The organism is Atopobiaceae bacterium, assembly GCA_022483015.1.
In the GTDB taxonomy this organism is placed as follows: Bacteria; Actinomycetota; Coriobacteriia; order Coriobacteriales; family Atopobiaceae; genus JALCUE01.
This window is the reverse complement of the sequence record JAKVOB010000001.1, coordinates 133352-154488: the sequence shown is the minus strand read 5'-3', so window position 1 is coordinate 154488 and position 21137 is coordinate 133352. Positions and strand designations below refer to the sequence as shown.

The window sequence follows — 21137 nt, the reverse complement described above, 5'->3', positions numbered from 1 at the left end:
GGACATCATGGAGACCAGGGTCGCGATCGTCTCGATCATCGTCAGCGGGGGAGCCGACACCGAGGAGCTCAACAACCTCCTCTCGGAGGATGCGGGCTACATCATCGGGCGCATGGGGATCCCCTACCGGCAGAAGGGCGTCAACATCATCTGCGTGGCCATCGATGCCCCGCAGGACGTGATCAACACGCTCTCGGGCAGGCTCGGGCGCCTCGCGGGCGTGACGGCCAAGGCCACCTACTCCAACGTGGTCTCCCCCGAGGAGGGGGACGTACCATGCTGACGCAGGTCATGCGGCCCGTGCCCACCGACGTCGGCGTGCGCATGGCCGACGCGCGGCTCCCGCGGCCCTTCTCGCAGGGCCTCGAGTTCAACGCCCCCGTGCATGGGACCTGGAACATCGTGCACACGGGCATGCTCGTGCCCGAGGCGCACCAGGTTTACGTCTGTGCCGAGAACTGCGTCCGCGGCGTCGTGATGACGGCTGCCGAGATGGGGGAGCTCGACCGCTTCTCGCTCGTTGCCTTGGACGAGAAGAACCTCGTGGCTGGTGACCTCGAGCGCTTCACCATCGACGGCGTGGCCGACGTCCTCGCCAAGCTCGACGAGCTGCCGCCGGTGGTCCTGCTGTTCCTGGTCTGCGTCCACCGCTTCACGGGGTGTGACGTGGCCTATGTCATGCGGACCCTACGCGGGCGCTTCCCCGGCGTGGACTTCGTCGAGTGCTGGATGGACCCCATCCGCCAGAAGGAGCACCTCACCCCCGAGCAGGAGCTGCGCGCGTCCATGTACGACCCCCTGCGACCATGTCCCCACCAGGAGCGCGTGGTCGACGTGCTCGGCAGCGACTTCGCCCTCGACGACACGGCCGACCTGCTGGGACTCGCCCGGGATGCCGGCTGCGAGGTCAGGCAGGTCCAGGGGTGCGCGACCTATGCGGACTACCAGCACCTGGCCGAGGCGCAGCTCATGGTCTGCACCTATCCCACGGCGCGGCATGGCATCGAGGCCCTGGCCGGGCGCCTGGGCGCGGACCTGCTCTACCTGCCGGGGTCCTTCTCGTATGACGAGATCGCCCACGGGATCGATGCGCTGGCAGACGGGCTCGAGATGGCACATCCCGACTGCACGGACCTGCGGGCGGCGGCCGATGACGCGCTGGACCAGGCCCGTGAGGCGCTCGCCGGCCTGCCCGTGGCCATCGACCAGAACGTGCATCCCCGCCCGCTCGGGCTTGCGCGCCTCCTGCTCGAGCATGGCTTCGACGTGCGATGGGCCTTCCTCGACGCGGTCCGTCCCGACGAGACGGACGATGCCGCCTGGCTCGTCGAGCATGCACCTGACCTCATGCTCTATCCGATGGTCCAGGCACGCATGCGCACGCGTCCCCGTGGGGGCGAGGGCGACGTGCTCGCGATAGGCCAGTGGGCCGCCTGGGCGCTCGACACCCCACATTTCGTGGACATGGTCGAGGGCGGGGGGCTCTGGGGCTTCGACGGCATCCGTCACCTGGCTCGCCTCATGGTCGAGGCCGTCGCCACCGAGAAGGACACCAAGGCGCTCGTGCAGCGCAAGGGTCTGGGATGCGCGAGCTGCCTATGAGACAGACGCAGCGGATAGAGCCGGTCTACACGGGGGACGTCTCGGGGGCGGCCTCGGCCCTCTTCGAGCTGGGTGGCATGGTGGTGCTGCACGACCCGTCGGGCTGCAACTCAACCTACAACACCTTCGACGAGACGCGCTGGTATGACCAGGACAGCCTGGTGTTCCTCTCGGGGCTCAAGGAGTCGGACGCCCTCATGGGCAACGACCGGCGCCTCGTAGACGACGTCGTCGCGGCGGCGCGCGACCTCGCACCGCGCTTCGTGGCGCTCGTGGCCTCGCCGATCCCCTACCTCGTGGGAAGCGACCTCGACGCGCTCGCGGCCACGATCGGGCGCGAGTGCGGCGTGCCCTGCTTCGCACTGCCCACCAACGGCATGCACGACTACGTGCGCGGCGCCGGAGCGGCCTTCGCGGAGGTCGCCAGACGCTTCGTGGACGACGCCCGACCGCAGCCCCGTCACCTCAACATCCTGGGGGCCACGCCGCTCGACCTCATGGCCGACGGCGCGCTGGGCTCGATACGCGCCTGGGTCGAGGGTGCCGGCTGGCAGGTCACGTCCTGCTGGGCCATGGGGGACACGCTCGACGGGCTCGGCCGTGCGGCCCAGGGGTCGGTCAACCTCGTGGTCTCGGCCACCGGCATGGCTGCGGCCAAGGTGCTCCGCGAGCGCTTCGGCACGCCCTGGGTGGCCGGCACGCCCGTACCGGGCTTCGCGGACGGACTCGCGAGGGCGCTCGACGCCGCCGAGAGGACGGGGGAGTGCTCGGCGCCCTGCGGGAGCAGGCGTGCCGATGCCCCGGCTGCCACGGCGGTCGTGGTGGGCGAGCCGGTGGCGATGGGGTCGGTCGCCGTCGCCCTGGCCGGCCGCCTGGGACGTCCGTTCCGCCTGGTCTGCCCGCTCGAGGCCGACAACGCCCTCCTGGGCGCGGGCGACGTCCTCGCCCGGGGCGAGGAGGAGGTCGCGCGCGAGCTCGAGGGTGCCGACCTCATCGTGGCAGATCCCCTCTGGAAGCTCGTCGCGCCGCCTGCGGCACGGTTTCTCTCGGTCCCGCATCTGGCGTTCTCCGGTCGTGTGTATAGGGGCGAGGCCATCGACCTCGCGCATCTTATGGAAGGTGGGTCACTATGAGCCTGAATGACGTCCCGTCGGGGGAGCGTGTGCACATCGGCTTCTTCGGCAGGAGGAACGCCGGCAAGTCGAGCGTGGTGAACGCTGTCACCAACCAGGAGCTCTCGGTGGTGTCCGACGTGCGGGGCACCACGACCGACCCCGTGACCAAGTCGATGGAGCTGCTGCCCATGGGGCCGGTCGTCATCATCGACACGCCCGGCTTCGACGACACGGGCGAGCTGGGGGCCAAGCGCGTGGCGGCGACCAGGCGCGTGCTCGAACGCACGGACGTGGCGGTGCTCGTGGTGGACGCGACCCAGGGGATGCAGCCCTGCGACCACCAGCTCGTCTCCCTCTTCGAGGACCGTGGGATCCCATATCTGCTCGCGATGACCAAGGCCGACCTGCTCGACGAGGTGCCCACGGCCGACGCCAACGAGGTCTATGTGAGCTCCACCGAGCGCACGGGCATCGAGGGGCTCAAGGAGCGCATCGCGGCGCTGGGCGAGAACGACGCGCCCGAGCCCGGCCTCGTGGGGGACCTCATGGGGAGGGGGAGCGTCGTGGTGCTCGTGATCCCCATCGACAAGGCCGCCCCCAAGGGGCGCCTCATACTGCCTGAGCAGCAGGTGATCCGCGACCTGCTCGACTCCGGCGCCACCACCATGGTCGTGCAGGACACCGAGCTGGCCGACGCCCTGGGGCGCCTGCGCGAGCCGCCCTCGCTCGTCATCACGGACAGCCAGGTCTTCAAGGAGGTCGCCGCCATCGTGCCGGACGACGTCCTGCTGACGTCGTTCTCGATCCTCATGGCGCGCCACAAGGGGTACCTCGCCGAGGCCGTGCGGGGCGTGAGCGCCGTCGCTGGCCTGCATGACGGCGACCGCATCCTCGTGGCCGAGGGCTGCACGCACCACCGGCAGTGCAACGACATCGGCACGGTCAAGATCCCCCGCTGGATGCGCGAGTACACGGGGCTCGACCTCACCTTCGAGAGCTCGTCGGGGAGGGGCTTCCCCGACGACCTCACGCGCTACGCCCTCGTGGTCCATTGCGGCGGCTGCATGCTCAACGAGCGGGAGGTGTGCCATCGCATGCGCCAGGCCACCGACCAGGGCGTCCCCATGACCAACTACGGGGTGCTCATCGCGCAGATGCGGGGCATCCTGCGTCGGAGCCTCCGGGTGCTCCCTGACGTGGAGAAGGAGCTGGACGAGTGACGGACGAGGAGAGGGACGTCCGCGTGCCGGCGTCCGGGCGGGCCGGGCTCATCGCCCGCCTGGCGCGCGAGCGCACGCTTGCCGATGCCGAGCTCGTGCGGCTCCTTGCGCCAGGGTGGTCGGAGGCTGACGAGCAGGCGCTCTTCTCGGCGGCACGCGAGGCGCGCGAGCGCACGTATGGCCACGTGGTCTACCTGCGCGGGCTCATCGAGTTCACGAGCCATTGCCGGAACGACTGCTACTACTGCGGCCTCAGGGCGGGCAACGCCCATGCCGAGCGCTACCGCCTCGACGCGGACACGATCTTGGCCTGCTGTGAGCAGGGATATGATCTGGGACTCCGGACCTTCGTGCTGCAGGGTGGCGACGACCCGTTCTTCTCGGACGACCGCGTCTGCGCCATCGTGGCCGCCATCAAGGCGCGCTTTGCCGACTGCGCCGTGACCCTCTCCATAGGGGAGCGCGAGCACGCGAGCTACCAGGCCTACTTCGACGCAGGTGCCGACCGCTACCTCCTGCGCGAGGAGACGGCCGACCCCGTCCACTACCGCAGACTGCATCCGCCCGAGCTGTCGTGCGAGCATCGCAAGCGCTGCCTGGTCGACCTCAAGGCCATCGGCTACCAGGTGGGATGCGGGCTCATGGTGGGCTCGCCCGGCCAGACCGTGGCCGACGTCATCGCCGACCTGCGCTTCATGGAGCGACTGGGGCCGCACATGATCGGCATCGGTCCCTTCCTGCCGCACCATGACACGCCCTTCGCCCACGAGCCGGCGGGCAGCATGGCCGACACCCTGCATCTGCTGGGGATCCTCAGGCTCATGTTCCCCCATGCGCTCCTGCCGGCCACGACCGCACTCGGCACGGTCGCCGCGGACGGCCGTCGCCTGGGCCTGCTGGCGGGGGCCAACGTGATCATGCCCAACCTGTCGCCGGCGGGCGTGCGCGGCAAGTACCTGCTCTACGACGGCAAGCTCTGCTCGGGGGCCGAGGCTGCCGAGAACCACGCGGCGCTCGAGCGCGTGGTGGGGTCTGCTGGCTGCGAGGTGGTCGTGAGCCGCGGGGACTACGTGGGCTGAGGGCGCGTCGGACGTGGCGGTGCCGTGCGAGTCGCAACATGGCCGATACCTGATACCCGGGACCTTGCCTTCGTCTGTCGATGCATCCCCTATCGTTTTCTGGTGCCTGTGTGGCTCTGAAACGCTAGGAATTGCATCGACAGACGCAGTGGAGGCACCTCATGGCCGAGAAGGACGTCCCGTTGCGGCCCTGTTCGCACGCTGGCCCGTCCCTCCGCGCTAGACTGATTGAAAAGGTCCGGACCGGGTGTTGACATGACCCGACCCTTGAGTAAAGTGAAAACGGTTTTCGTTTTCACTTTGGAACGGTGAGACGATGGCTGGCAAGAGGGGACCATACGCGACAAGGCAGCAGGGGGCCGTGCTCGACCTCATGCGCGCCCATGTCGGGGAGTCGCTCACGGTGGACCAGATCGTGTCGGCGCTTGCCGCCACCGGCGGTGGCGTGGGCAAGACGACGGTCTACCGCACGCTCGAGCGCCTCTCGGCCACGGGCGTGGTCGTGCAGGTTCCCGATGGCCAGGGAGGGCCTGCGCGCTACTGCCTCGTCGAGGGCTCCGACGAGGGGACGTGCCTCGCCTGCCTGGGGTGCCACCGGGTGTTTCCGCTCGACTGCGAGGGGCTCGAGACCTTCGTGGAGCATGTGAGCGAGGAGCACGACTTCACGGTCGAGCCTCACAGGACGGTCCTCTACGGCTACTGCCACGAGTGCTCCAAGGGGCGCGCGGGGGCATCGTCAGGCGACTGACGGCGCGGCCTGCGTCCTGCGCCTCGGCCACCGGTCCCCATCTTCCATCGCGAGCGAGAGCCACATCTTCTCGTCACTCGTCTGGGAGGTCCTTCAACGTGTCTCGTTCCAGCTCCATGCTCTTAGGCCGCATTGCGACCGTGCTCTGCCTCGCCGTGTCCGTGCTCCTCGCGGCCTGCGGCTGCTCGTCCGCGAGCGCCGGCTCGACTGCCACGACGCAGGCTGCCGATGCCGGCACCTCGTCCAAGGTCAAGGTCGTCGCGAGCTTCTATCCCATGGCCGACTTCGCGCAGCGCATCGGTGGTGACAAGGTCGACGTCACCTGCATGGTGCCGGCGGGTACCGAGCCCCATGACTGGGAGCCGAGCGCTGCCGACATCCAGACCATCGACTCGGCCGACCTCCTCGTCTACAACGGGGCGGGGATGGAGTCCTGGGTGTCCGACGTGCTGGCGTCCGCCGGCTCCGACGCCCCTGCATCGGTATGTGCCTCTGACGGCATCACCCTGCGCCAGGTCACGGCCGACGAGGGGGCCGAGGCGGGCCAGCTCGTGGACGACCCACATGTCTGGAACTCGCCCAAGGACGCCAAGGCCGAGATGCGCACCATCGCCGACGCGCTCGAGAAGGCCGACCCGGCAGATGCCGACACCTTCGAGGCGAACTATGCCACGGCGGCCGCCGAGGCCGACCAGCTCGACCAGGAGTACGCGAGCACACTCTCGGCCTGCACGAACAAGAGGATCGTGGTCTCGCACGAGGCCTGGGGATACCTCTGCGACGAGTATGGGCTCACCCAGGTGGGCATCGAGGGCCTCGACCCTGATGCCGAGCCTGACGCCCAGGCCATGGCCGCCATCACCGACGAGGTCAGGCAGGACGGCATCACCACCATCTTCTACGAGGACCTCGTGAGCCCCAAGGTCGCCCAGGCCATCGCCTCGGAGACCGGTGCCACGGCCGAGCAGCTGAACCCCCTCGAGGGCCTCACCGACGAGGAGCTGGCGCAGGGGCAGGACTACTTCTCGGTCATGAGGGGCAACCTCTCCGAGCTCAAGGCGGCACTGGCATGAGGGCACGCTGCAGGCGAGAGGGACGTGCGGGTCGACGCGTCACGAGGCCTCATGGGGAGCCGCTCATAGAGCTCCGTGCCCTGGGGTTCCGCTATCCGGGTTCGGAGGGCTTCGGCCCGTGGGACGCGTGCGTCCTCCCGGGCGAGCTCTGCCTCGTCGAGGGTGACAACGGTGCCGGCAAGTCCACGCTCGTAGGGCTCGTGCTGGGGCAGCTCTCTCCTACGGCGGGCGAGGCACGTCTCATGGGGACCGACGCGCGGCGCTTCGCCGACTGGCGACGCGTGGGCTATCTCGCCCAGGGCGACCTCGAGGGGCTCGCGTCGTTCCCCGCCACGGTGGCCGAGGTCGTGCGGACGGGCCTCTTCGCCGAGGCAGGGGCCTTCGGCAGGCTGGGCGCGGATGCCCGCTCGCAGGTGCTCGCGGCCTGCGCGCGCTGCGGCGTGGCCGAGCTCGCAGACCGTCCGGTCTCGGAGCTCTCGGGAGGGCAGCGCCAGCGGGCCATGCTGGCCCGGGCCCTCGTGGGCGCTCCTGACCTGCTCGTGCTCGACGAGCCCACCTCGGCGCTCGACGCGTCTGCGACCGAGGCGTTCTTCTCGTTGGTGGCGGACCTCTGCCGCGATGATGGCCTGGCGGCGCTCGTGGTGACGCACGACCTCGCGAACGCGGCGGGGACGGGCGGGCGCATCCTGCACCTGACGCGCTCCGCCATAACCGAGGGGGTCGCCTGATGCTGGCCTATGCCTTCATGAGGAGGGCGATCGCCTGCGGCGTCGTGCTGGCCGTGGTGCTGCCGCTCGTGGGGTCGACGCTCGTGCTGCGGCGTACGTCCATGACGGGTGACGCGCTCTCGCACTGCTCGCTCGCCGGCGTGGCGGCGGGGCTCGTCGCTGGCGTGGACCCCGTGGTGGGGGCGCTTGTCGCCTGTGTCATCGCGGCGCTCTCGATCGAGGGGGTGCGGCGGAGGATGCCACACTATGCCGACGTCGCCATCGCCGTGGTCGCGGCCACGGGGGCAGGGCTCGCCGGCATCCTCTCGTCGTTCGCGGGTAACACCCGCTCGCTTGACGACTACCTGTTCGGGAGCCTCGTGTCGGTGAGCGATGCCGAGCTGGCGCTGGTCATCGTGCTGGGCATCGCCACCCTGGTGGTCCTGTTCGTGCTGCGCCGTGCCCTGTTCGTGGTGTCGATCGACGAGGGCCTGGCGCGGACCTGCGGGGTGCGGACGCGTCTGGTCGATGTCGCGTTCGCCGTCGTCGTGGGCGTGGTCGTGTCCATCTCGTCCCGGACCATCGGCTCGCTCGTGGTGTCCTCGATGCTGGTGGTCCCCGTGGCGGCGGCGCTGCAGGTGGCGCGTGGGTATCGGGCCTGCCTCGGCGCGAGTGTGGGCATCTCGCTTGCGTCGTGCCTGGTGGGAATCGTGGCCTCCTATGGCCTGGGCGTGCGGCCGGGAGGGGCCATCGCCCTGGTGGGGGCGGCGGCGCTGCTCGTGGCCATGGGCGTGCGGACGCTGCGGGGGAGGGGCAGCCACGGGCAGTGAGACGTCAGGGGATGCGTGCGTGCATCTGGCGCCGTCCCCACGTCTGCCCGCGAACTCGCTAGGATAGGACCAACCGCGCCCCACCCGAGCGCCCTCATCCCAAGGAGCTGCCATGTCCGCCACCGCCATCGCCACGCCTCAAGCACCCGCCGCCCTCGGTCCCTACTCGCAGGGCATCAAGTCCGCCGGTGCCACCATCAACGTCTCGGGCCAGATCCCCATCGACCCCGCCACCGGAGAGTTCGCCGGCCCCGACATCGCGTCGCAGACCCGTCAGAGCCTCACCAACATCCGTGAGATCCTCGCTGCCGCCGGCGCGTCCATGGGCGATGTGGTCGAGACCACCGTCGTCATGGCCGACATCTCGGAGTTCTCGGCCATGAACGACGTCTACGCGGAGTTCTTCTCGGAGCCGTATCCCGCGCGCGCCTGCTTCCAGGTCGCGGCCATCCCCAAGGGTGCCAAGGTCGAGATCAAGGCCGTCGCCAGGGTCTAGCTGCCTGCCTCGCTCACCAGGAGGCGCTGCGCTACAGCATGTTCTTGCGATGCAGCAGCAGTGCGCAGAGGGCGCAGATCGCGGCCGTGATGATGCAGACGATGATGAACCCGTGCGGCGTGGACGAGAGCGGCATCCACGTCCCGTCGACGTTCATCCCATAGAAGCCGCTCACGATGGTGGGCACGGCCATGATCACCGTGAGGCTCGTGAGGACCTTCATCGTGACAGAGAGGTCGTTGTTCATCACGTTGGTGAACAGGTCCCGCGTGCCGGCGACCAGCTGCTGGTAGATGTGGGCCATCTCGGCGGCCTCCTTCACCTCGACGTTCACGTCGGCAAAGAGGTCGCGGTCCTCGTCGTCGGCCGCGAGCCGGCTCCTGGCGGCGCGGTCGAGCACGGCGCGGTTGCCCGTGAGCGAGGTCTCGAAGTAGACGATGTCGGTCTCGAGGCCGTGGAGCAGCATGAGGTCGTCGTTGCTCGCGCGGCTGTCGAGGCCGTCGACGAGCGACTTGCGGGTCTTCTCGATCTCGCGCAGGAACCCCTGGTAGCTCAGGGCGATGGCCATGAGCAGCTCGTAGACGTAGTGGGGCTTGCCAGCCGGGCTCACGAGGGCCCGCTCCCGGGTCTCGCGCCTGAAGGTGCGCACGTCGACGAGCGAGACCACGATGGTGACGCCGCCGGCCGTGACGAAGATGCCCACAGGGTAGGTCTGGTAGCTGCTCGTCTTGCCCCTCGGCTCGCGGACGGGCGCATCGAGCACGAGCATCGTGTAACCGTCCTCTGACTCGAGGCGCGAGGGCTCCTCGTCATCGAGGGCGAACAGGAGGTCGCCGCGGTCGAGCTCGCACGTGCCGAGCCTGCCGCATGCCTCGACGACCGAGTCGATCTCTGCGGAGGTGGGGTCGACGAGGAGCACGAGCGACCCGGCGCCGATGTCGCCGCCGTGCCGGAGGCCCCTCTCGCCGATGGTGTAGACGTCCTTCACGGTCGCTCCCTCGTCATGCGGTCGGCTGGAACCCGTCGTGGGACCTGACGGGCGGGATGCTCCCTCGCCAGGGTGTCACACAAGTCCGTGGGTTCGGCAGGCTTCTGTTACACAAGTGCCCCTGTTCGGCAGGAATCCTGCGAATGAGGCCACCTGTGTAACAGGGGCCACGTGTGCCACACGTCTGGCGAGAGGAACACGTCACGTCCGGAGCCCCCGCCGGGCTCGCGTCGTTACTCCTTGATCTCCTGCATGGCGGCCATGAGGTTGGGGATGACCTGCTTCTTGCGGGAGACGACGCCCGGAAGCACGGCCATGCCGTCGGTGGAGGTGACGTCGAAGGCCTTGTCGACGACGTCGGATGCGCCCTCGCCCCACGAGACGAACTCGGTGGTCTGGGACTTCACGTCGGTGAACATGTAGAAGACCATCGGGAGCTCCTCGTCGGCCGCGGCCTCGGGGAGGTAAGGGGCGACGAGGGCCTCGGCGGCCTTGCGGCTCTTCTCGGTCATGAAGCTGCTCTGGCCCACGCCGAAGCGGGCCTGGCCACGGCTGAAGACCTTGAAGTCCGAGTGGAAGACCTCCTCGGCGGTGCGTCCCGTGAGGTCGGCGCCGGCCTCGAACATGGCGTCGGCGTAGGCCTCGATGTCCTCGCCGCAGATCCCGGCGAGGGCGTGCGCGGCGCGCTCGTCGACGATCGTGCAGGTGGGCGAGCGGAACATGAGGGTGTCGGAGAGGATCGCCGAGAGCATGAGGCCGGCGATGTTCGCGGGGATCTCGACGTCGTTCTCCTGGAAGATCGAGTAGATGATGGTGCAGGTGCATCCCACGGGCATGTTGCGGAACATGACCGGGCCGCTCGTCTCGATGGTCCCGATGCGGTGGTGGTCGATGATCTCCATGATCTCGGCCTGCTCGAGGCCCTCGACTGCCTGGGAGCGCTCGTTGTGGTCGACGAGGATGACGTGCTTGCGCTTGATCGTGAGCAGGTTGGGCGTGCTCACCATGCCGACATAGTGGCCCTCCTCGTCGATGACGGGGAAGTAGCGGTGCTTGGACTGTGCCATGACCTTCTGCGCGTCGTCGACGGCGGTGTTGACGCTGAACTTCAGGATGTCGTCGGTGAGCATGCGCGCGCGGACGGGGCAGGACATGCAGATGAGGCGGGCGGTGGCGTAGGTGTCATAGGGCGTGGTGATGATGGTGCAGTGCGCACGCTCGGCGGCGTCGCGGACCTTCTCGGAGACGTCGGCGCCACAGCAGATCACGAGGCAGGAGGCACCGCATTCGACGGCGAACTGCTGGCACTCGTAGCGGTTGGTGACGAGGACGATGTCGCCGGGGCTGATGACGCCGTCCATCATCTCGGGGGTGGTCCCGACGCAGAGGTTGCCCTGGTCGATGGTGTCGGCCGCGTCGCCCACGAGAATCTGGCCGTCGAGGGTCTTGGCGATGTTGCCCACCATGGTGTGTGCGACCGAGAGCATGCTCGTGTCGAAGATGTCCAGGTTCGCCGTCGCGATGTCCTTGAGCGCGATGAGGCCCTGGAGGTCGTCGTCCTTGTCGGTGATGCAGAGGGTGTCCACGTGGGCCTCGCCCATGAGCAGCCAGGCGGCGAACAGGCTCGTCTCGGGGGCGATGCCCTCCTGGTGGTTGATGTCGATGTCCTTGATCTGCGGGGTCACGCTCGTGATGAGCTCAGGCTCCTCGAAGCCGAAGTGCTTGAGCACGAAGGCGGTCTCACGGCTGATGGTGCCGGCACGCCTCGCCTCGTAGACCTTGGGACCGATCTGGTTCTTGAGGTAGGCATAGGAGATCGCCGAGCAGATGCTGTCGGTGTCGGGATGGAGATGGCCTATGACGTTGACCTTGCGGATTGCCTCAGGCATGTGGAGTCCTTTGTGTGCCGTGCGCGGATGGCCGCGCCCCCGTTTTGTACTGATGTGATTGTGCCACGGCCTCCGCCGTCCTGCTTACGACGTTGGGCGACTTCATCCCTTCGGACGCCCAGGCACACGCTAGACTGGGGCGAAAGACCCGAGACGCGAGGAGGGGCCCATGGAAGCTGAGCTTGGCGCGGAAGAGCGCCCACACCACATGAGCACGTCCAAGAAGGACTTCTCGAACGGCCACAAGCTCGGATTCCTACGGCTTGTCGAGATAGGCTGCATCTTCAACGTGGTGACGACCCTGGTCTACCTGGGGATGGTCTCGCGCGATGTCATGGTCTATGACCTCAACACCCTCGTGGGGGCGGTGACCGTCGTCCTCAACGGCGTGGGCGTCTGGCTCATCATGCAGCGCATGCGGGCGGCGAGGCCCTACTTCGTCTTCCTGAACCTCTTCGCCATAGCGACGGACGTGGCGCTCGCGGCCGTCTCCGGCGGGGACGTCATGGCGCAATGGCCCGCCTGGGTGATAAACGGGCTCGTCATCCTCTACATGCTCACCTCGCGTCGCGTCAAGGCCGTGCTCGTGGAGCCCCTCTCGCTCGCTCCCACGCACGACACGGCCATCCCGAAGCCCAACGAGCTCCGCTTCTGGCGTGACCTGGTCATGTTCTACTGCATCTTCGCGGTGGTAGGCCACTGGATGGAGGCCGCCTTCGGCGTGGCCATCCTCAACGGCCTCGTGCCGGGTGACGTCAACCCGGCCGACACCTCCCTCTGGCGTGACTGGCTCTACCCGTTCCCCACGGAGGGCATGGGCTTCGCCATGTGCGTGCTGCTGCTCTATCCCATCAAGAACTGGCTCCAGGCGCACGTCCATGTGCCCGTGCTCCCGATCGTCCTGAGCTTCGTGATCAACGGCATCGTCTGCTCGCTCGTCGAGCTCGTCTTCGGCCTTGCCACCAACCCGACGCTCCAGCTCTGGGACTACACGCCTCTGCCCTTCAACTTCATGGGGCAGATCTGCCTGCAGAACGGCGCGCTCTTCGGCGTGGTCTCGACCATCATCACATGGGTGATCTATCCCTTCATCGCACGCTGGATCGATCGGGTACCCAAGGACGCCATGAACATCATCGCGGTCGTCGTCTACGTGTTCTATGCGATGCTGCAGTTCCTGTACATCACGAACTTCTAGTCGTCGCGACCCTCGTCCGCACCCCTGCGGCAGAAAAGGAGACCCACATGGACACGACCTACGCGCCCCATGGATGGAAGAAGGCGGTGCTCGTCATCTGCTCCGTCCTGATGGTCCTCATGGCGGTCCTCTACGTCCTGCTCGGCCTTGCGTCGGCGCTCATGACAGGCTCGAGCTCGCTTGCCGAGGGCTTCCAGCAGAGCATGGCCAACACGTCCCTCGGCCTCTTCGCAGGCGGGCTCTCGGGTCCCGACCTGCTCCTGGTGGTGGCCGCCTTCCTGCTGGCATCGGGGTTCTTCGACCTGCTCTGCGGCATCTTCGGCATCCGCGCCGCGCGCGGCCGGATGGTGGTCACGCCGTACCTCGTGATGGCGCTCATCTCGCTCGCCGTCTCCGTCGCCTCGTTCGCGATCGACCTCTGGCTGGGCTCTGCGACCCTCGACCCCTCCAACCTCGCGGGCTCGTTCGTGCTCCCCGTGGTGAGCGCTCTCGTCGGCCTGCTGGTCTGGCGAGAAGAACGGGCGGCCTGAGGCCCATGGAGGGGGAGGCTTCCGCACGGCTCGAGCTGCTCTTCTCCCGGGAGGGGCTGGCGCGGCTCGCCCATGCCCGCGTGCTGGTGCTCGGCCTGGGCGGTGTGGGGTCGAGCTGTGCCGAGGCCCTCGCTCGCGGCGGTGTGGGCTCGCTCGCCCTCGTGGACTCCGACGAGGTGTCGGCCTCGAACGTGAACCGTCAGGCCATCGCCTTCACCTCGACGGTGGGCAGGCGCAAGGTCGAGGTCATGCGCGACATGGTGCTCGACATCGATCCGGCCGCACAGGTCACGACCTATGACATGAGGGTGCTTCCCGAGAACGCCGAGGCCCTCCTCGAGAGGTGCCGGCAGGACCAGGGCGGCCTCGACTATGTGGTCGACGCCCTCGACACCGTGGCCACCAAGCTGGTCATGGCCGAGCTCTGCGAACGCATGGGAGTCCCGCTCGTGAGCTCGATGGGGGCGGCCAACAAGGTCCATCCCGAGCGTCTGCGCTTCGCTGACATCTACGACACGCGCGTGGACCCGCTCTGCCACGCGGTGCGCAAGCGCGCACGCAAGCAGGGGATACGCCACCTGCGCGTGCTCTTCTCGCCCGAGCGACCGCTCGAGGTCGACGCGCGTGCGAGTGCGGCGGCACCCGATGACGCGGACGCCCCGGCGGGGCAGGAGCGACGCGGGGCCACGCTGGGCACGGCCTCGTTCATGCCGCCGATCATGGGACAGATGCTGGCAGGTGACGTCATCAGGCATCTCACGGGGATCGATGACGAGCGGGCACGCGATGGCCGCTGACGGCGAGCCTGCGGCCCCGCACCTGCTCGATGCCCACTGCCATCTCGACTTCGTGCCGGACCCGGCGGCGCATGCCAGGGCCCTCGGGTCCCTTGGGGTCTCCGCGCTCTCGTGCACGGTGGGCCCGGCAGGCTACGAGGCCGCGCATGCCCAGCTGGCAGGATCGACCAACGTAGTCGTGGGCCTGGGCCTGCATCCGTGGGACGTCTCCGAAGCGGCGGACCCGGAGGTCCCCCTCGGCCGGTTCTGCGAGCTCGTGGGCGGGGCCGACCTCGTCGGTGAGGTGGGGCTCGACCTGGGGTGTGCGCATGTCGCGACCCATGATGTGCAACGTGCGGCCCTCGAGCGCGCGATGGATGCGGTCGAGGCGGCCGGGAGGCGTCCCGTGGTCTCGATCCACTCCGTGCATGCCGCGGGCGAGGTGCTCGACGTGCTCGAGGCCACGGGCGTGGCTGCCAGCTGCCGCTGCGTGCTGCACTGGTTCTCGGGGACGTCGGACGAGCTCGCACGTGCGGTGCGCCTGGGTTGCTCCTTCTCGGTGGGGGAGCGCATGCTCGCGACGCGGAAGGGCCGGGCCTATGTGCATGACCTGCCTGCCGAGGCCATCCTGCTCGAGACGGACCTCCCTGAGGCGCCCGACAGGCCCTGCTCGCCCGAACGCCAGCAGGGGTCCCTCGCCCATGCCCTCGAGCTCGTGGGGCGCATCCGCGACGAGCCCATGGCGCAGGTCGTCGCCCGAAACGCAGAACGCCTGCTCAACAGGTGAGCAGGCGTTCTGCGCGGTCGGGTGTGGGCGTGCCTATGACGTTGCGGTGGTTGCCGCCAGAGGCACTGACGAGGCACCGGCGGTCGTGGCGGCGTCAGCGTCGGTCGAGCCGGACGCCGCGCCCGTGGCGGTCTCGTCGGTGGTCGCTGCCGTCGTCACGGGGGTCCCTGCGTCCGTGGTCGTCAGCGCGATGCTGTCCGACTTCTCGTAGAGCGTGAGGTCGGCCGGTTGTGTGAGCTCGGTGCCGAGCGTGCGCCAGTTCTCGAGCATGGTCTGGTTGTAGTCCTGCGTGCACGCCGCGTCCGTGTAGATCGACACGCCGTCGGGCACCTCGACATAGACGGGCGTGTTGCGCTGTACCTCCATGGTCTGGATCTCGTCGCCGGTGACCGCGTCGACGACCGTGACCTTGATCATGTCGGACTGCTCGTAGGCGTCGGCGAAGGTGAACAGCGACGTGAGGTCGTAGTCGGACGCGTTGACGTACTCGTAGGTGAGCGGCTCCCACACCGTGTCGGTGAGGCCGGCGTCGGTGGCGAGCGTCTCGGAGGTCGGGCGATAGCTGGAGTCGAGGGTGAGCCCCCAGTAGAGGTGCCTCACGCCGCTCGAGAGGTAGCTCGAGAAGGTATCGCCCCAGACGTCGTCATCGTTCTTGGGCGTGATCTGGTAGACGAGCGAGTAGGTGCCGTCATCATTCTTGACGTCGCTCACGAGCTTGGGGCTGAAGCTGTCGAACATGGACGGGTTGGGATAGGTGATGCTGCTCGACCAGAGGTCGGACGACATCATGAAGCGCGTGGCCGTGAAGCCCGCGAACTGCGAGTACCAGCTGCCGTTGTAGCGCAGGTACTCAGACTCGCACTGGTACTGCTGGTCATAGCCATGGAGCAGGGTGAACTTGCGACCGCCGGTGCTGCCCTCGAGCACGTAGTCGAGTCCCAGCGTCTGGAAGGCCGAGCCGCTCGTGGCCTCGGCCGTGGTGTACTTGATGACCAGGCCCTGCTCCTCGAGCTTGGACCAGCTGCAGGCGTCCTTGGCAAGGCTCAGGTAGTCGGGGGCATCGGTGCTCGTGGTGGTCGACGTGTCATCACCACAGGCCGAGAGGCCGACCATGCCTATGACGAGCGCCAGCAGGCAGCTGAGGGTAAGGGCGAGCCTCGTGCGACGGTGGGGCATGGTCTTGAAGGTGCGTGTCATCTCTACGTCCTCGATTCGTCGGGCCACAATGCGTCTAGTCTGCCACGACCGGGCGGGAAAGATGTGTCGGGAGGCTGTCTTTCCTCTACCGAGAGGGACCCTGGGGGGTCGCAGGGGCGGGAGACATGGGCGGTCGCCTCGCCTCCGCGCGGCCCATCCCACCTCGTGCCGCGGCTCTCCCGTGGCATTGGGGTATCGTGGAACCATCGACCCAGGTCTCTCACGTCCTTCTCGAAAGGCATCCCATGCAGCTCTCACATCGCCTCGACCTCTTCGGCGACGAGGTCTTCTCGTCCCTGCAGGCAAAGCGCCTCGACCTCGAGGCCCAGGGCAGGACCATCTACGACCTCTCGGTGGGCACGCCCGACTTCGCTCCCCCGGCGCACGTGGTCGACGCCCTCGTGCAGAGTGCCCAGCACCCCGAGGACTGGAAGTACAGCCTGCATGACCTCCCCGAGATGCTCGAGGCCGTCTGCTCCTACTACCAGCGCCGCTTCGGCGTCTCCATCACGCCCGACATGGTCTGCTCGGTCAACGGCACGCAGGAGGGGATGGGGCACCTCGGGATGGCGCTCCTCGACGAGGGTGACACCGTGCTCATCCCCGACCCGTGCTACCCGGTGTTCCAGGCGGGCAGCCTCCTCGGCGGGGCCAGGCTCGAGTACTATCCGCTCGTGGCCGAGCACGACTTCCTGCCATATGTGGCAGGCATCGACCCTGCCGTCGCCGACCGTGCCAAGTACATGGTGGTGTCGCTCCCGGCGAACCCGGTGGGCTCGGTGGGCACGCCTGAGGTCTACGAGCAGGTCATCGCCTTCGCGCGTCAGCACGACATCCTCATCATCCATGACAACGCCTACTCCGACATCGTCTTTGACGGCGTGGCCGGCAGGAGCTTCCTCAACAATCCGGGGGCAGCCGATGTGGGCGTGGAGTTCTTCAGCCTCTCGAAGTCGTTCAACGTGACGGGTGCCCGCATCAGCTTCCTGGTGGGACGCCCCGACGTGGTCGCGGCCCTACGCAAGCTCAGGAGCCAGATCGACTTCGGCATGTTCTATCCCATCCAGCATGCCGCCATCGCCGCGCTCACCGGCCCGCTCGAGCAGGTGGAGACCCAGCGCCTGGCCTACCAGGACCGACGTGACGCGCTATGCGACGGCCTCGAGGCCATCGGCTGGGAGCGCCCCAACGCGCACGGCACCCTCTTCGTCTGGGCGCACATCCCCGGCGGCGGGGACTCCATGGAGTTCTGCCTGCGCCTCATGGAGCGTGCCGGCGTCATCGTGACCCCCGGGGCGAGCTTCGGCCCCCACGGCGAGGGCTACGTGCGCTTCGCCCTCGTGCTACCTCCCGAGAGGATCCGTGAGGCCGTGGCCGCCATCGGACGGGCAGGGATGTAGCGCGATGCCATCTCGGATACGGGCCGCCTTCTTCGACATCGACGGCACCATGGTGAGCACCAGGACGCACCGGATGTCACAGTCCACCAGGAACGCCCTGGCGTGCCTGCGCGAGAAGGGCATCAGGTGCTGCGTCGCCTCGGGCCGTCCCCGCTACCAGCTCCAACCGTGCGTCGAGGACGGCTTCGATGCCTACGTGCTCCTCTCGGGGCAGCTCTGCTTCGACGCTGATGGCATCTATCTCAAGAACCCGATCGCCCCCGCTGCCGTGGCCGGCATCATCGGCCAGTGCGAGGAGGGTCGCTACGACATCCTCGTGATGGAGGAGACCTGCTCCTACGTGAGCGCCCTCTCGCCGCGCGTGCTCGAGGCGGGGAGCAACGCCAACCTCACCTACACCGTGGGCGACGTCCGCCGCGGCCTCACGCACGACGTCTACCAGTTCTGTGCCTTCCAGGACCCGTCGCGGGATCACCTCATCACCGAGGCCGTCGAGGGCGTGGCCACCACACGCTGGTGCGACGTCTTCTGCGACGTCATCCCCGCCACGGGTGGCAAGCCCGAGGGCGTCAAGGCCACGCTCGCGCGCATGGGCCTCACGCTCGACGAGGCCGTGGCCTTCGGCGACGGCGACAATGACGCCTCGATGCTGGCGGCCGTGGGCTGTGGGGTGGCCATGGCCAACGGGACCCCGGGTGCCAAGGCCGCGGCCGACCTCGTCACCACGTCGGTCGACGATGACGGCATCTGGAACGCCTGCGCCAGGCTCGGGTTGGTATAAGACTGACGCCGAATAATCAGAATATGTTCCTCAGATGTTCCGAAGATATACTGAACATGGTAGTATCATCCATGCCAACGTAACGCAGATGGAGGGAGTGACATGGAGGCCATCTTTCCGGTGAGCGCCCTCTCGAAGGACTCTGCTGCCGTGCGTGAGGAGGCCAGGAAAGGCCTCGTTCGCATCACGGAGAACGGGCATGGTGCCTACGTGCTGTGCTCCGAGGAGGTGCTGGACGAGTATGTCCAGCGGAAGGCCGAGCAGCTTGCCTTCGAGGAACGCGTGAACGAGGGCATCGCACGCGGTCTCGCGGATGTGGAGGCTGGTCGGGTCTATTCGATGGAAGAGGGAGAGAGCCGTATCAAGGAGCTGAGGGCAGGGCGAGCGCAACAGGCTTGCCATGCCTGATACTCCCCTCATATATACGAACGAGTTCGTACGGGCCATGGCAGATGTGTCATCAGATCGAATCCTTGAGAGGCTACTCGAGTCGGTCCATGGGCTTTCGGTCTTTCCTGAGATGGGCTCCCGCCTGATTCGCGAGACGGTAATCGAGCGGTTTGGTGAGGACATCAGGAAGCTCGTGGTCAGTCCGTTCGTCATCATCTATCGCTATGATGGCAACCAGGTCGTGTTGCTTGACGTTCTCTACGGTCCACGCGTGAGGTAGCACCAAGTGTGTGTTCCGTTGGTAGTGTGTGAGCCCCAGGAGGTCATCGTGATCACATTCCTCGTCATCCTCGTCCTCATCGTCATGGTCGTGACGGGATCGTTCTACATCGTGCCCCAGCAGAAGGCGTTCGTCATCGAGCGCCTGGGCAAGTACGACAAGTACGTGACGGCAGGGTTCCATGTGAAGGCCCCCTTCATCGACCGCATCGCGGCCAGGATGAGCCTGCGCATCGAGCAGCTCGACGTCAGCCTCGAGACCAAGACGCTCGACAACGTCTTCGTGAACGTCGTCGCCTCCGCCCAGTACCGCGTGGACGAGACCAACGTCCCCACGGCCTACTACCAGCTCGCGGACCCGGCCCTCCAGCTCCAGTCCTACATGGAGGACGCCCTGCGCTCGGCCATCCCCAAGCTCACGCTCGACGACGCCTTCGCCAAGAAGGACGACGTCGCCCTCGACGTGCAGGAGACCGTCGGCACCGAGATGAAGCGGTTCGGCTTCGACGTGATCAAGACCCTGATCACGTCCATCGACCCCTCCCCCTCGGTCAAGAAGGCCATGGACTCCATCAACGCCGCCCAGCGCGAGAAGGAGGCCACCCGCGAGCGTGCCGAGGCCAAGCGCATCGAGATCGTGACCCAGGCCACGGCCGACGCCGAGAAGACGCGCCTCCAGGGCGAGGGACAGGCAAACTACCGTCGTGAGATCGCCGACGGCATCGTCGACCAGATCAAGAGCCTGCAGGCCGTGGGCATGGACATCGAGGACGTCAACCAGATCGTCATGTTCAACCAGTACCTCGACGTCATGAGGAGCCTCTCCGAGTCGGGCAATGCCAAGACGGTCGTGCTCCCCGCATCGACCCCCGGAGGCTTCAACCAGCTCAACGACGAGATCACGCGTGCCATCGTCACGGGCAACGAGGCCACCAAGGACGGTCCTGCCGCGCCGACCCGCTAGTCGCTCGGCGGGATAACCGGACCGCTCGCGACGCAGTCTGAGCTGTTCCGGCTCCTTCGCTGGCTTGGGGGTAAGAACCTCATCAGTCTTATCCGTGGGGGTGCAGGCAGAGGCGAGGAGCGGGCCCATGGAGGGCATCTCCGTCTATCATCATGAGGGGTACGAGGGCCGCTACGTCCAGGACTTCTCGCATGCCCGCGTCGTGCGCGTCTGCAGCGATCGCAACACCGACACGCTCGTCTTCCAGTTCGATGAGAACGCCTGCGGGGTGTTCAGGCCGGTCGACACGGGAGACTTCGAGGAGTACTACCTCCTTTCGGGCAGGCTCGTCCTGAGTCCCAAGGGTGAGCCTGACATCGTCTTGCTGCCCGGTGACGTATTCACGCTGTCGGACCTCAGGGCGGATGTCGTCTATCTCGCGAGCGAGGCATCGGAGCTCTTCTGCGTCTCGACGGGCTCGACCTACGAGGACGACGTCGCTTGGACGAGCTCGCTCATGCCGCCGCTCGAGGACCTCCAGGAGCGCGACGGTGACACCCTGGCGCACTGCGAGCGGGTGAGGGCCCTCGTGGGGGCGGTCGCCCACGAGACGGACTTTCCCGAGGACGAGGTCTCGATGCTCCAGTTCGCTGCCCGCTTCCATGACATCGGCAAGGAGCTCGTCCCGATAGAGATCCTCACCAAGCCGGGGCGTCTCACCGACGAGGAGTACAAGATCATGAAGGACCACAGCGTCTGGTCCGAGCAGATAGCCAAGCCGGTGCTCGGCGACCGGGTGGCATCAATCCTGAGGCAGCATCACGAGCACGTCGATGGGACCGGGTACCCTGACGGGTTGACGGGAGACCAGATCGAGCCTGCAGCCAAGGTCATCGCCGTGGCCGACGCCTATGACGCCATGGTGACGAGCCGTCCCTATCACAAGGGCATCTCTCCCGAGGCAGCCGTCGTCGAGCTCAGGCGTTGCTCCGGCACCCAGTTCGATCCCGAGTATGTGGAGGCGCTGGTGCGCGTCCTCATAAAGAGGGGAATCCTGTCCCCGGAGGTGTGATGGGGCACGAATCGTGCTATCCTTCTCGCAACCGCGG

Annotated in this window: 23 protein-coding genes; 20 read left to right on the top strand and 3 right to left on the bottom strand. The window is 67.4% G+C overall.

Translation table 11 applies throughout. From position 1 onward, the window contains the following. Positions 1-7: 7 nt before the first annotated feature. The 10 genes from LKE50_00655 (at position 8) to LKE50_00610 (ending at position 8870) form a co-directional block, all read left to right on the top strand. On the top strand, positions 8-283 hold the full coding sequence (locus LKE50_00655) for an iron-only hydrogenase system regulator (protein ID MCH3967155.1): 276 nt from the start codon (positions 8-10) through the stop codon (positions 281-283). Beyond that, positions 277-1602: a hypothetical protein gene (locus tag LKE50_00650; protein MCH3967154.1), complete on the top strand. Its 1326-nt coding sequence runs from the start codon at positions 277-279 to the stop codon at positions 1600-1602. Before LKE50_00655 ends, LKE50_00650 begins: the two co-directional genes overlap by 7 nt. Continuing rightward, entirely contained in the window at positions 1599-2735 is a 1137-nt protein-coding gene (locus LKE50_00645) for a nitrogenase component 1 (GenBank protein MCH3967153.1), read from the top strand. Before LKE50_00650 ends, LKE50_00645 begins: the two co-directional genes overlap by 4 nt. Further along, positions 2732-3937: a [FeFe] hydrogenase H-cluster maturation GTPase HydF gene (gene hydF, locus LKE50_00640; GenBank protein MCH3967152.1), complete on the top strand. Its 1206-nt coding sequence runs from the start codon at positions 2732-2734 to the stop codon at positions 3935-3937. Before LKE50_00645 ends, hydF begins: the two co-directional genes overlap by 4 nt. Continuing rightward, positions 3934-5016 (top strand): [FeFe] hydrogenase H-cluster radical SAM maturase HydE, encoded by a 1083-nt coding sequence (gene hydE / locus LKE50_00635; protein MCH3967151.1) that lies wholly within the window; start codon positions 3934-3936, stop codon positions 5014-5016. The genes hydF and hydE overlap by 4 nt, the downstream gene beginning before the upstream one ends. Positions 5017-5332: 316 nt before the next feature. Then, complete coding sequence (locus tag LKE50_00630; GenBank protein ID MCH3967150.1) at positions 5333-5764, top strand: transcriptional repressor; 432 nt, start codon at positions 5333-5335, stop codon at positions 5762-5764. A gap of 98 nt (positions 5765-5862) precedes the next feature. Next, complete coding sequence (locus tag LKE50_00625; protein MCH3967149.1) at positions 5863-6837, top strand: zinc ABC transporter substrate-binding protein; 975 nt, start codon at positions 5863-5865, stop codon at positions 6835-6837. Continuing rightward, positions 6834-7565: a metal ABC transporter ATP-binding protein gene (locus LKE50_00620; protein ID MCH3967148.1), complete on the top strand. Its 732-nt coding sequence runs from the start codon at positions 6834-6836 to the stop codon at positions 7563-7565. The genes LKE50_00625 and LKE50_00620 overlap by 4 nt, the downstream gene beginning before the upstream one ends. Continuing rightward, on the top strand, positions 7565-8374 hold the full coding sequence (locus LKE50_00615) for a metal ABC transporter permease (GenBank protein ID MCH3967147.1): 810 nt from the start codon (positions 7565-7567) through the stop codon (positions 8372-8374). The genes LKE50_00620 and LKE50_00615 overlap by 1 nt, the downstream gene beginning before the upstream one ends. A gap of 112 nt (positions 8375-8486) precedes the next feature. Next, the gene (locus LKE50_00610; GenBank protein MCH3967146.1) at positions 8487-8870 is read left to right on the top strand and encodes a Rid family detoxifying hydrolase; all 384 of its coding nucleotides are present in this window, start codon (positions 8487-8489) and stop codon (positions 8868-8870) included. A gap of 31 nt (positions 8871-8901) precedes the next feature. On the opposite strand, the gene LKE50_00605 is transcribed toward LKE50_00610, so the two are convergent. Both LKE50_00605 and LKE50_00600 read right to left on the bottom strand, forming a co-directional pair. Next, positions 8902-9858, bottom strand: a complete 957-nt coding sequence (locus LKE50_00605; protein ID MCH3967145.1) for a magnesium transporter CorA family protein — start codon at positions 9856-9858, stop codon at positions 8902-8904. 233 nt (positions 9859-10091) lie between these two features. Further along, positions 10092-11747, bottom strand: coding sequence for a putative manganese-dependent inorganic diphosphatase (locus tag LKE50_00600; protein ID MCH3967144.1), 1656 nt, complete (start codon positions 11745-11747; stop codon positions 10092-10094). Positions 11748-11916: 169 nt separating this feature from the next. Between LKE50_00600 and LKE50_00595 the strand changes: the two genes are divergently transcribed. The 4 genes from LKE50_00595 to LKE50_00580 are packed head-to-tail and all read left to right on the top strand — an operon-like array spanning position 11917 to position 15038. After that, positions 11917-12945 (top strand): putative ABC transporter permease, encoded by a 1029-nt coding sequence (locus LKE50_00595; GenBank protein MCH3967143.1) that lies wholly within the window; start codon positions 11917-11919, stop codon positions 12943-12945. Between the two features lie 47 nt (positions 12946-12992). Then, positions 12993-13475, top strand: coding sequence for a hypothetical protein (locus tag LKE50_00590; GenBank protein ID MCH3967142.1), 483 nt, complete (start codon positions 12993-12995; stop codon positions 13473-13475). A gap of 5 nt (positions 13476-13480) precedes the next feature. Continuing rightward, the gene (locus LKE50_00585; GenBank protein MCH3967141.1) at positions 13481-14272 is read left to right on the top strand and encodes a tRNA threonylcarbamoyladenosine dehydratase; all 792 of its coding nucleotides are present in this window, start codon (positions 13481-13483) and stop codon (positions 14270-14272) included. Then, positions 14244-15038 carry a TatD family hydrolase gene (locus LKE50_00580; protein MCH3967140.1) on the top strand — a complete coding sequence of 265 codons (795 nt, stop codon included), beginning with the start codon at positions 14244-14246 and terminating at the stop codon, positions 15036-15038. The genes LKE50_00585 and LKE50_00580 overlap by 29 nt, the downstream gene beginning before the upstream one ends. A gap of 33 nt (positions 15039-15071) precedes the next feature. Here the strand turns inward: LKE50_00580 and LKE50_00575 are convergent, their stop codons facing one another. Further along, positions 15072-16235 carry a hypothetical protein gene (locus tag LKE50_00575; GenBank protein ID MCH3967139.1) on the bottom strand — a complete coding sequence of 388 codons (1164 nt, stop codon included), beginning with the start codon at positions 16233-16235 and terminating at the stop codon, positions 15072-15074. Positions 16236-16480: 245 nt separating this feature from the next. On the opposite strand from LKE50_00575, the gene LKE50_00570 reads away from it, so the two are divergent. From LKE50_00570 to LKE50_00545, 6 genes are all read left to right on the top strand, one after another. Further along, positions 16481-17635 (top strand): aminotransferase class I/II-fold pyridoxal phosphate-dependent enzyme, encoded by a 1155-nt coding sequence (locus LKE50_00570; protein ID MCH3967138.1) that lies wholly within the window; start codon positions 16481-16483, stop codon positions 17633-17635. A gap of 4 nt (positions 17636-17639) precedes the next feature. Further along, the gene (locus tag LKE50_00565; protein MCH3967137.1) at positions 17640-18416 is read left to right on the top strand and encodes a Cof-type HAD-IIB family hydrolase; all 777 of its coding nucleotides are present in this window, start codon (positions 17640-17642) and stop codon (positions 18414-18416) included. A 102-nt stretch (positions 18417-18518) separates the two neighbouring features. After that, complete coding sequence (locus tag LKE50_00560) at positions 18519-18824, top strand: hypothetical protein (GenBank protein MCH3967136.1); 306 nt, start codon at positions 18519-18521, stop codon at positions 18822-18824. After that, positions 18817-19086 (top strand): type II toxin-antitoxin system RelE/ParE family toxin, encoded by a 270-nt coding sequence (locus LKE50_00555; protein MCH3967135.1) that lies wholly within the window; start codon positions 18817-18819, stop codon positions 19084-19086. Before LKE50_00560 ends, LKE50_00555 begins: the two co-directional genes overlap by 8 nt. Positions 19087-19134: 48 nt before the next feature. Beyond that, positions 19135-20049, top strand: coding sequence for an SPFH domain-containing protein (locus LKE50_00550; GenBank protein MCH3967134.1), 915 nt, complete (start codon positions 19135-19137; stop codon positions 20047-20049). A gap of 127 nt (positions 20050-20176) precedes the next feature. Next, the gene (locus LKE50_00545; protein MCH3967133.1) at positions 20177-21100 is read left to right on the top strand and encodes an HD-GYP domain-containing protein; all 924 of its coding nucleotides are present in this window, start codon (positions 20177-20179) and stop codon (positions 21098-21100) included. Positions 21101-21137: the final 37 nt, after the last annotated feature.